The 9,754-nt window shown below is 65.5% G+C and carries 8 protein-coding genes; 1 reads left to right on the top strand and 7 read right to left on the bottom strand.

Annotation, left to right across the window (positions count from 1 at the left end; genetic code table 11):
- Window positions 1-63: 63 nt before the first annotated feature.
- The 5 genes from AC1DS3_RS29875 to AC1DS3_RS29855 form a co-directional block, all read right to left on the bottom strand.
- Window positions 64-417, bottom strand: coding sequence for a copper-binding protein (locus tag AC1DS3_RS29875; RefSeq protein ID WP_441636419.1), 354 nt, complete (start codon window positions 415-417; stop codon window positions 64-66).
- A gap of 28 nt (window positions 418-445) precedes the next feature.
- The gene (locus tag AC1DS3_RS29870; RefSeq protein ID WP_477128532.1) at window positions 446-3,589 is read right to left on the bottom strand and encodes an efflux RND transporter permease subunit; all 3,144 of its coding nucleotides are present in this window, start codon (window positions 3,587-3,589) and stop codon (window positions 446-448) included.
- Complete coding sequence (locus AC1DS3_RS29865) at window positions 3,586-5,154, bottom strand: efflux RND transporter periplasmic adaptor subunit (protein ID WP_477128531.1); 1,569 nt, start codon at window positions 5,152-5,154, stop codon at window positions 3,586-3,588. Before AC1DS3_RS29865 ends, AC1DS3_RS29870 begins: the two co-directional genes overlap by 4 nt.
- Window positions 5,151-6,452: a TolC family protein gene (locus tag AC1DS3_RS29860; RefSeq protein ID WP_441636413.1), complete on the bottom strand. Its 1,302-nt coding sequence runs from the start codon at window positions 6,450-6,452 to the stop codon at window positions 5,151-5,153. Before AC1DS3_RS29860 ends, AC1DS3_RS29865 begins: the two co-directional genes overlap by 4 nt.
- Before the next feature lie 71 nt (window positions 6,453-6,523).
- Complete coding sequence (locus AC1DS3_RS29855; RefSeq protein ID WP_477128530.1) at window positions 6,524-7,024, bottom strand: copper resistance protein; 501 nt, start codon at window positions 7,022-7,024, stop codon at window positions 6,524-6,526.
- A 184-nt stretch (window positions 7,025-7,208) separates the two neighbouring features.
- Here AC1DS3_RS29855 and AC1DS3_RS29850 point away from each other — a divergent pair, with 184 nt between their 5' ends.
- A complete protein-coding gene (locus AC1DS3_RS29850) occupies window positions 7,209-8,510 on the top strand; it encodes a UDP-N-acetylglucosamine 1-carboxyvinyltransferase (RefSeq protein ID WP_441636410.1) in 1,302 nt (433 codons plus the stop codon).
- Between the two features lie 28 nt (window positions 8,511-8,538).
- Here AC1DS3_RS29850 and AC1DS3_RS29845 read toward each other — a convergent pair whose 3' ends face one another.
- Complete coding sequence (locus AC1DS3_RS29845; protein ID WP_441636477.1) at window positions 8,539-9,258, bottom strand: Crp/Fnr family transcriptional regulator; 720 nt, start codon at window positions 9,256-9,258, stop codon at window positions 8,539-8,541.
- Between the two features lie 238 nt (window positions 9,259-9,496).
- Window positions 9,497-9,754 (bottom strand): hypothetical protein (locus AC1DS3_RS29840; RefSeq protein WP_477128529.1); only part of this gene is annotated, 258 nt, incomplete at its 5' end.

Here is a 9,754-nt window from a genome sequence, read left to right as displayed (position 1 = left end):
TCCCTGCACATCGTCAACACCGTGGACACCGCCTCGGCATGCGGCCAAATCCGTAGGTGGCGCTTATTCCGGCTCGATGTTCGTCACCGTTGCCACGCCGTTGACCTTGTCGAAGGTAGCACGGACCTTGCTTCCTTCCTTCAGTCTGGCCAGGCTGGCCTTGTCCTTCACGGGAAAGCTCATCGTCATGGCCGACATGCCGAGATTTTCGATGGGGCCGTGCTTGAGGGTGACCTTGCCGTTAGCCGTATCCACCTTGCGTACTTCCGCTTCGACGGGCTTTGGGGCGGACGTCGAGGCGGACGTCGACGCTGCCGGCTTCATCTGCATGCCGGCCATGTCGTCAGCCGCCTGGGCGGGCAGCGTGAAGGCGAAGGTGGCGCATACGGTAGCAAGGCCAATCAGATTGCGTTTCATGGTGAACTCCTTCTTTAATGTTCAAGGTTCAAGGCTTGGGGAATGCGGACTCCGCCTTTGGACGGCGAAGCAAAAAGAAAACCGCGGGAATCACGAACAGTGATAACAGCGGCGCGGTGACCATGCCGCCGACCATGGGCGCGGCAATGCGCTGCATGACTTCGGAGCCGGTGCCGCCGGACCACATGATGGGCAGCAGGCCCGCCAGGATGACCGCCACGGTCATGGCTTTGGGGCGCACCCGCAGGACGGCGCCCTCCTGGATCGCCTCAAGCAGCGCGGGCACGTTGGCCTGGCCACTCTCGATGGTCCTTAGCCAGGACTGCTTCAGGTAGAGCAGCATGATCACGCCGAACTCCGCCGCCACGCCGGCCAGGGCGATGAAGCCGACGACGCTGGCCACCGACAGGTTGTGGCCGAGCAGGTATAGCAGCCAGAACCCGCCCACCAGCGCAAATGGCAGCGTCGCCATGATCAGCAACGCTTCATCGAAGCGCCCGAACGTGACGTACAACARCAGGAAGATGATGAGCAACGTGAACGGCACGACCACCTTCAGCTTCTGCGTGGCGCGCTCCAGGTACTCGAACTGCCCCGACCAGCTGACGGAGTACCCCGCAGGCAGCGGGACCGCCTTGCCGACGACTGCCTGCATCTCCTGCACGGCAGAGCGCAGGTCGCGCCCCCGGATGTCCACGTAGACCCAGCCGGAGAGCCTGGCATTCTCGCTGCGCAGCATGGGCGGGCCCTGCGTCACCTGGATGCGGGCCACATCCGACAACAGGATCTGCTGTCCGCTGCCGGTCACAACGGGAAGCTTGCGCAATTGCTCGACCGAGTCGCGGTAGTCCCGCGGGTAGCGCACGTTGATGGGGAACCGCGCCAGTCCATCGACCACTTCGCCGATGTTGTCTCCGCCCACGGCCGATGCGACGATGCCCTGGACGTCGTCGATATTCAGGCCATACCGCCCGGCCGCGGCCCGGTCGACATCGACATCGACATAGCGCCCGCCCGTGAGGCGTTCGGCCAGTGCCGAGGTGACGCCCGGCACGGACTTCACGGCCTGCTCGATGCGGCTGACCAGTCGGTCGATTTCCTTCAGGTCGGTCCCGGCCACCTTGATGCCGACCGGGCTCTTGATGCCGGTGGCCAGCATGTCGATGCGGTTGCGTATCGGCGGCACCCAGATATTGGACAGGCCCGGCACCGTGACGGCGCGATCGAGTGCTTCCACCAGCTTGTCGGGCGTCATGCCCGTGCGCCACTGGTCGCGTGGCTTGAACTGGATGGTGGTCTCGAACATCTCCATGGGCGCCGGGTCGGTGGCGGAGTCCGCCCGTCCGGCCTTGCCGAAGACTGTGGCGACCTCCGGAACGGTCTTGATCAGGCGGTCCGTCTGCTGCAGCAACTGCGCGGCTTTGCCTGCCGACAGCCCGGGCAGGGCAGACGGCATATACAGCAGGTCGCCTTCGTCGAGCGGTGGCATGAACTCGCCCCCGACCTGCAGGATCGGCCATGCGGTTGCCGCGAGCAGCACCGCGGCGACTACCAGCGTGGCCTTGGGATAGCGCAGCACCCGAGCGAGCAATGGCTGATAGATGCGGATGAGCAACCGGTTGAGCGGATTGGACTGCTCCGGCGGAATCCGTCCGCGGATCAGATAGCCCATCAGCACTGGAATCAGCGTCACCGCCAGGCCCGCCGCCGCCGCCATGGAATAGGTCTTGGTGAAGGCCAGGGGCGCAAACAGGCGGCCTTCCTGCGCTTCCAGCGTAAACACGGGGATAAACGACAGCGTGATGWTCAGCAGCGAAAAGAACAGGGCAGGGCCCACTTCCGCCGCCGAGTCGCCGATCACGCGCCATTGCTCGTCGCCGCCCAGATGCCGGCCGGGATGTTCKGCCCGCCAGTGCTCTATGTGCTTGTGCGCGTTCTCGATCATCACCACGGCCGCGTCGACCATGGCCCCTATGGCAATGGCGATGCCACCGAGCGACATGATGTTGGCGTTGACGCCCTGGTACCGCATCACCAGGAAGGCGGCGAGGATGCCGAGCGGCAGCGACACGATCGCGACCAGCGCGGAGCGCAGGTGGAACAGGAACACGAGGCAGACCACCGCCACCACGATGAACTCTTCCACGAGCTTGTGCGTGAGGTTCTCCACCGCCCGGTTGATGAGGCTGGACCGGTCATAGACCGGCACGATCTCCACACCGGGCGGCAGGCTCGGCTTCAGCGCCGCAAGCTTCGCCTTGACCGCTTCGATGGTCTCCAGCGCGTTCTTGCCGGAGCGCATGATGATGACGCCGCCAGCGACTTCGCCCTGGCCGTTCAGCTCGGCAATGCCGCGCCGCATCTCCGGGCCGAGCTGGATGGTGGCCACGTCGCCAAGGCGCACGGGGATGCCGGCACTGTTGACGTTGAGCGGTATCTGCCGGAAATCGTCCAGCGTTTTCAGGTATCCGGAAGCGCGGACCATGTACTCGGCTTCCCCGAGTTCCAGCACGGAGCCGCCTGTCTCCTGGTTGGCCCCTTTCAATGCGGCCAGGATCGTGGCTTGCGGGATGTTGTAGGCGCGCAGCTTGTCAGGCATCAGGACGACCTGATACTGCTTGACCATCCCGCCGATGGATGCCACCTCGGAGACATTGGGCAGCGACTTCAGCTCGAAGCGCAGGAACCAGTCCTGCAGCGCCCGCAGTTGTGCCAGATCGTGGTGGCCGGTCTTGTCGATCAGGGCGTACTCGTAGATCCAGCCCACGCCGGTCGCATCGGGCCCAAGCGCCGGCTTGGCGGCAGCAGGCAGTTTCGACTGGACCTGATTCAGGTATTCCAGCACACGCGAGCGGGCCCAGTACAGGTCGGTGCCGTCCTCGAACAACACATAGACAAACGAGTCGCCGAAGAACGAGTATCCCCGCACCGTCTTTGCCCCCGGTACCGACAGCATGGTCGTTGTCAGCGGATACGTGACCTGGTTCTCGACGATCTGCGGCGCTTGCCCGGGGTAGGGCGTGCGGATGATGACCTGTACGTCGGAGAGGTCAGGCAAGGCGTCCAGCGGCATGTTGCGCGCCGCCCAGATGCCCCAGGCCGCCAGGATGACCGTGGCGAGCAGTACCAGGAAGCGGTTCCGGATCGACCAGCGGATGAGGTTGGCGATCATGGCTTGTCCCCCGCGCCAGCGGTGGCTGGTTGCACGGAAGACAGGACCGGCACGCCGTCATTGTTTATCCGGAAACGGAAGCGCACCTCCTGGCCCGCTTTCAGGTTCTTTGGCAGGCCCGCTGCCGGCGCTGCGAAGTCCATGGTCATGGCGCCCCACTGGAGCGTGGGGATCGGCCCGTGGGACAGCGTCAGGCCCTCCGGCGTGACGGCTTCGATACGGCCGGTGCCTTCATGCTCCKCGCCGGCTGTCGATGGTGCCGATGGTGTCGATGGTGTCGATGGTGCGGACGGTGCCGATGGTGCGCTCGCGCTCTCCATGCGTGTCGTGGTGCCGCGCAGGCTCGCCTCGGAGTCGAGCAGGAACTGGCCCGAGACCACCACCGTCTGGCCTGCCTTCAGGCCTTCGGTCACCTCGGTCTGGCCACCGGCTTCCGCGCCGGTTCTCACCTCCACCGGACTGAAGCCGCCGTTGCCGGTCGCGACCATGGCCACCGTGCGCGAGCCGGTACGGATCAGCGCTTCGGTCGGGACCAGCAACTGGTCGGCACCCGGCCTCGCGCCGAACCTGGCACTGACAAACATGCCGGGCAGCAACTGCCGGTTCTTGTTGGCGAGCTCGATGCGCACCTTGAGCGTGCGCGTGCCCGGATTCACGTCGGGCAGGATGGCGTCTATCTTGCCGGTTAGCGTCTGCCCCGGCAGTGCCGGCGCGGTAGCCGAAACCTGCTGTCCGGGCCGGGCCGCTGCAGCCTGGCTCTCCGGCAGTTCCGCCAGGACCCAGACGGTGGAGAGGTCGGCCACGCGGAACAACGTCATGCCGGGCGAGACCGTCATGCCATCGCGCGCACCGACTTCCGTGATGACCCCATCGACGGGGCTCGTGATGGTGAGCCGGGGCTGCAGCTTGCCGGTGGTCTCCACCAGCCGGATCTGGCTATCGTCCATGCCAGCCTGACGCATGCGCGCGCTGGCGGCGCCGCGCAAGTCGCCGTACGGGCTGCCGCTCATGCGCGCGACCGCAAGGTACTCCTCCTGCGCGGCGACCCACTCGGGTGCATAGAGGACGATCAACGGCTGGCCGCGCCTGACCGGGTCAAGGGTGGTCCTGGCATAGGCGTGCTCGACAAAGCCCGTGGTGCGCGCCTGGACGACGGCGATGCCGCGTTCGTTGATGGCCACGTTGCCCGGCACCTCCAGCACGGCATCGAGCCGGCCGGGCTTGACCTGCGCGGTCCTGACGCCCAGGTTCTGCGTGACGCGGCTGTCGATGGTGACCGCCGCGCCGCTGGTGCCGGCATCCTCGAACACCGGCACCAGCTGCATGTCCATGAAGGGGGATTTGCCGGGTTTGTCGAACCGCTGGCCGGGCACCATCGGGTCATGCCAGTACAGGATCTTCCTGCCGGCCTGGGAATCCGCGTCGCTGGCCGCGGACGGGTTTCGCGCCGCCGTCGAGGGTGGCTTGCGTGCTTCGCCCCGGCTGACACCCASTTGATAGGTGCCATAAAGGACGCCGCCGGCGGCAGCGAGTGCCACCAGGGAGAAGATGACTTGTTTCTTCATTTGGAATCCCTCGCGGCGGGTTCGGTCTGCGCGGTGGGCAGCGGGACGAGGAAGGCCAGCTCGGCCCAGCCCCTGGCTGTCTTCGCTTCAAGGGTCAGCCGGTCGAGCGCCGTGTCGATGACCCGGTGGTTGGCTTCGGCAACCGCCAGCAGCGATCCGGTATTGGCCCGGTAAGCCGTCAATGCCGCGTCTGCCTGGGCGTTTGCCAGCGGCAGGATGGATTCGTCGTAGCGCTTGAGCCGTTCAAGGTTGCGCCGCAACTCAGCGAGCTTCGCCCCAAGCGCGGCCTTGGTATTGCGCGCAACGATCTCGGACCTGGCACGGGCTTCCTGCGCCTGCGCCAGCTTGGCCGACACTTCACGGTCCTGCCGGTTGCCCCTGTCCCATGGCACCGGGAAGCTGACGTTCAGCGAACCCATATTGGAATAGGCGGAACCCCGTTGGCTGTACATCAGTTCGACGGTCACGTCCGGCTTCCTGGCCTCGGTTGCCGCCCGGACATCGGCTTCGGCCAACGCGATTTCGCGCTGCGAGGCCACCATTTCCGGCACCGCGTCCAGTTCTGACCCGGCCAGCTCTTGCACGCGCGGGGGAATGGCAAGGGTTGGCCTTTCCGACAGGGGGCGGCTGGCTGCCTGCCCGACCCAGCGGGCGAGCGCCACCTGGGCGGCGTCGATGGCGGCCTGGTTCTCGTCGAGCCGGTCCTGCAGTTTCTGGATTTCCATCTCCGCGGCCAGTACGTCCGTCCGCGTGCCGCGACCGCTGCGATAGGCGGCCTTGGCGGCCTGCAGCTCCAGTTCCAGCGGATGGCCGTGGTGCCCGAGCAGCATGCCGGCCTGTTCGGCATACCAGCGATCGAGCCAGGCCGTGACCACGCTGCGCTGCACATTGGCCAGGCTGACCGTGCGCCGCGCCTGCGCTGCCGCGGCTTCTGCCTCGAAGCGCTCCGCGCGGGCGCGGCGCTTGTCCGAGCGCGTGAACTCTTGCATGACGCTGATGGAGCGCATGGTCATGAAGTCGCGCGTCAGGGAGAACTGGTCGGGTCCGTTGACCGGCACATTGTTGAGCCCGAGCTTGAGCACGGGGTCAGGCAACTGGCCGGCGGCCACGGCCATTTGAGCCGCAGCCTCAACGCTGCCGTGGGAAGTCTCGCCATTGCCGGCGCGCGTGGTGGCCAGCGCAACGGCTTCCTCGACGGACAAGGTGGGTGCTGGCTGGGCGCGCGCGGCAAGTGGCACGCCCAGGCCAAATGCAGGCGCGCACAGGAGCGCCTGCAGGAAACGACGAAGGAAATGCATAAAGCCTCCGGGAAGCAACGACGACCCGGCCGCTCAGGCGGCAGGGCACGAAACAAGCGTGGCTTCGGAGGCTAGGTTCGGAAACAGCAGTGCAGGATCGGGAAGGGCGGCGGTGGCGCGCGCGCGATGGCTTCGCCTAGCAGAACCGTGTGCCGGGTGAGTTCGGCGACGGGAGCGGGTTCAACAAGGYTGACAAGGACCGGTAGGAAGCCGGGGATCTGCGGGGCGGCGTGGTCGACCGACTTGGCGCCTAGCTGGCAATGTTCGAGGCAAAGCCCGTCATGGCTGCCGAGCGTCGTCTGCGCGGACTGCTCGGCCATTTCGGGGCACGACGCCATCATGCCCGCCATGTCCACCATCTGGCCCGCCGATTCAGGTGAACCGGGCGAGCCGGACGAACCGGGCGAACCAGACGAGTAGCGGCTTCCCATGCAGGCGTAAGCGGCCGCTGCCAGTTGCACTGTCAGGAAGGCGGTAAGGAGGAGTCCGGTAATCCAGAACCGGCGGGGAGAGGCGCGCACGCGAAAGGTCGGTGATCTGGCAGCAATATTATCAGCCTTCAGCGATGTCATACGCGCCTTTACCGTGGCACGTTGTCGCACGGATGCGGTATCGGTCACAGCAGCGTCCTCCATGCGGTTTGACCCGGATGCCCGGGCAGTACCGGGGCGGGTGCCGTTCGCACCGTTCGCAGTGCAAGTACAATACTGGGCGTTGTTCCATCCTGTCCGGGCTCGTCTCGCAATCTCCCATCCCATGTCCAATCTCATCGTGCACGGCGGCAAGCCGCTCCGGGGGCGTATTACCCCTTCCGCCAACAAGAATGCAGTGCTTCCTGTGCTCTGCGCCACGCTTCTGACCGATGAGCCCTTGCGCCTGCATGGCGTGCCCGACATCACCGATGTGCGCAAGATTCTCGACATCTTCCGCGCTTTGGGCAGCAAGGTGCATATGGATGACGCAAGCGGCACGCTGTCACTCCACCATCAGGAGACCGTGTTCGACGCCGCCCGCCATCGCCTGCCGGAAGAGATGCGCTCGTCCATCATGCTGGTGCCGCCGCTGCTTGCCCGCTTCGGTGTGGCCCGGCTGGAGGACAACGTCAAGGGTTGCACGCTTGGCGTGCGCGAGATCGATCCGCACGTCGATGTCTTCCGCCGCTTCGGTGGCGAGGTGGAGCGCGCCGACGGATCGCTGCTGGTGCGCAGCGCCGGCCAGCTGACACCCACTGACCACTGGCTCGACTACGCATCGGTCACCACCACGGAGAACTTCGTGCTGTGCGCTGCGGCCGCGGGTGGCACCTCCACGCTCACCAATGCCGCATCGGAGCCCCATGTGCAGGAATTCTGCCGCTTCATGGCGATGATGGGCGCGCGCATCGAAGGCATGGGCACCTCGCGCCTGACGGTGCATGGCGGCAACAAGCTCAAGGGGGGCGACTTTACCTTCGACGAGGATTTTCACGAGATCACCACCTTCCTGGCGCTGGGCGCCATCACCGGCGGCGATGTCGTGGTGCGCAATAGCGCGCCKGGGAATTTCCCGCTGATCGACCGCACCTTCGCCAAGTTCGGCGTGCAGATCACGCACGAAGATGGCTGGTCCCGCGCCACCAGCGCTGGCCCCCTGAAGGTGCAGACGCCGTTTACGAGCAACGTGCTGACCAAAGTCGAGGCCGCGCCCTGGCCTTACTTCCCGGTTGACCTGCTCCCCATCTTCATCGCGCTGGGCGTGCGCGCGCAGGGCAACGCCATGTTCTGGAACAAGGTGTACGACGGCGCGCTGGGCTGGACCGGCGAGCTGTCGAAGTTTGGCGCCCATGTGTTCTCGTCCGACCCGCACCGGCTCATCACCTTTGGTGGCAATCCGCTGACGCCGGCGGTRGTGGAAAGCCCGTACATCATCCGCGTGGCCATCGCTTTGCTCATGGTAGCCGCGAGCATCGATGGCCGCTCGGAGATCCGCAACGCCGCGCCCATCCGCCGGGCCCATCCGCGCTTCGTCGAGAACCTGCGCAGCCTCGGTGTCGAGGTGGAGTGGACCAGCGAGGAGTAACGGCCGCCAACGGCCGGTGTGGCGAGGCTCAGGTCGCCAGCGTGGCAGGCAACAGCCGGTCGAACTCACGCTTGACCACCGCGTAGCATTCGCAAGCATGCTTTTCCAGCGCCGGCCGGTCGAGCACCGCGATATGGCCATGGCTGTATTGGATCAAGCCGGCGCTCTGGAGTTTCAAGGCCGCTTCGGTCACGCCGGAGCGGCGCACGCCAAGCATGTTCGAGATCAGCTCCTGCGTCATCGTCAGTTCATTGGACGGCAGCCGGTCGATGCTCAGCAGCAGCCAGCGGCAGAGTTGCTGCTCGATTGAGTGATGCCGGTTGCAAACCGCGGTCTGGGCCATCTGGGTGATCAGTGCCTGGGTGTATCGCAGCAGCAAATGCTGGATGGGGCCGCCGCGGGTGAATTCCTGCTTCAACACCTTGGCACTCAGGCGATAGCCATGGCCGCCACTTTGCACGATGGCCCGGCTGGGCGTTGTCTCGCCGCCCATGAACAAGGCAATGCCGACAATGCCCTCATTGCCGACGATGGCGATCTCGGCGGAGGCCCCGTCCTCCATCACGTAGAGCAGGGAGACGATCGCCGTGGTCGGGAAATACACATACCCGAGCTGATCACCTGACTCATACACCACATGGCCCAGGGGCAGCTCGGTCAGGATCAGGTGTGGGGCAAGGCGCAGCCACTCCCCTTCGGGCAGTACGGCAAGGAGATGATTGGCCCTCGGATCGTGGGTGGATGCCATTTTTTGCCTCCCAATGCTGAATTGGGTTACGTGCCAGGCAATTTGCGCCAGTCGCGCAAGTGAAAACCCCGGGACAATCCCGGAGCCACCCATAAAAATATAGGTCAGCAATGTGGGAGATCAAAGGCGCGGCAGGCAGCGAGCACTGCACATTGACGGGCGGGTAACTGGAGTGGGCGGCGGCCGGCCGGGCAACGTACWCGTTGCCCGGGAGGTTTGCCTGCTTGCCCGTGCCTTGCTAGCGGATCTGCAGGGGGAAGAACAGGCTGATGCCGGGCGCCGGCTGGGGTACGTAAGCTACCGGCGGCGGCGCGTAGACATAGCGCTGGTTGTCATAGTAGTTGCCGCGATCGTCGCGATAGCCGCGATAGCCGCGATAGCCGCGATTGTCGCGATAGTCGCGGTGATCACGAGCGTGATCGTAGCGCTGGTTGCCCTGCCAATTGCCGTTGTGTCCTTGACGGGACGAAGCATACTGGTTGCCATGGTTCTGGCG

The sequence above is a fragment of the Cupriavidus sp. 01L46 genome, from assembly GCF_056399905.1.
The sequence above is the reverse complement of the archived record's forward strand: the minus strand, read 5'-3'. Positions and strand labels throughout refer to the sequence as shown.

Coding starts and splice junctions, on each gene's coding strand:
- AC1DS3_RS29875 (WP_441636419.1), bottom strand. CDS start 417: ATGAAACGCAATCTGATTGGCCTTGCTACCGTATGCGCCACCTTCGCC.
- AC1DS3_RS29860 (WP_441636413.1), bottom strand. CDS start 6,452: ATGCATTTCCTTCGTCGTTTCCTGCAGGCGCTCCTGTGCGCGCCTGCA.
- AC1DS3_RS29845 (WP_441636477.1), bottom strand. CDS start 9,258: ATGGCATCCACCCACGATCCGAGGGCCAATCATCTCCTTGCCGTACTG.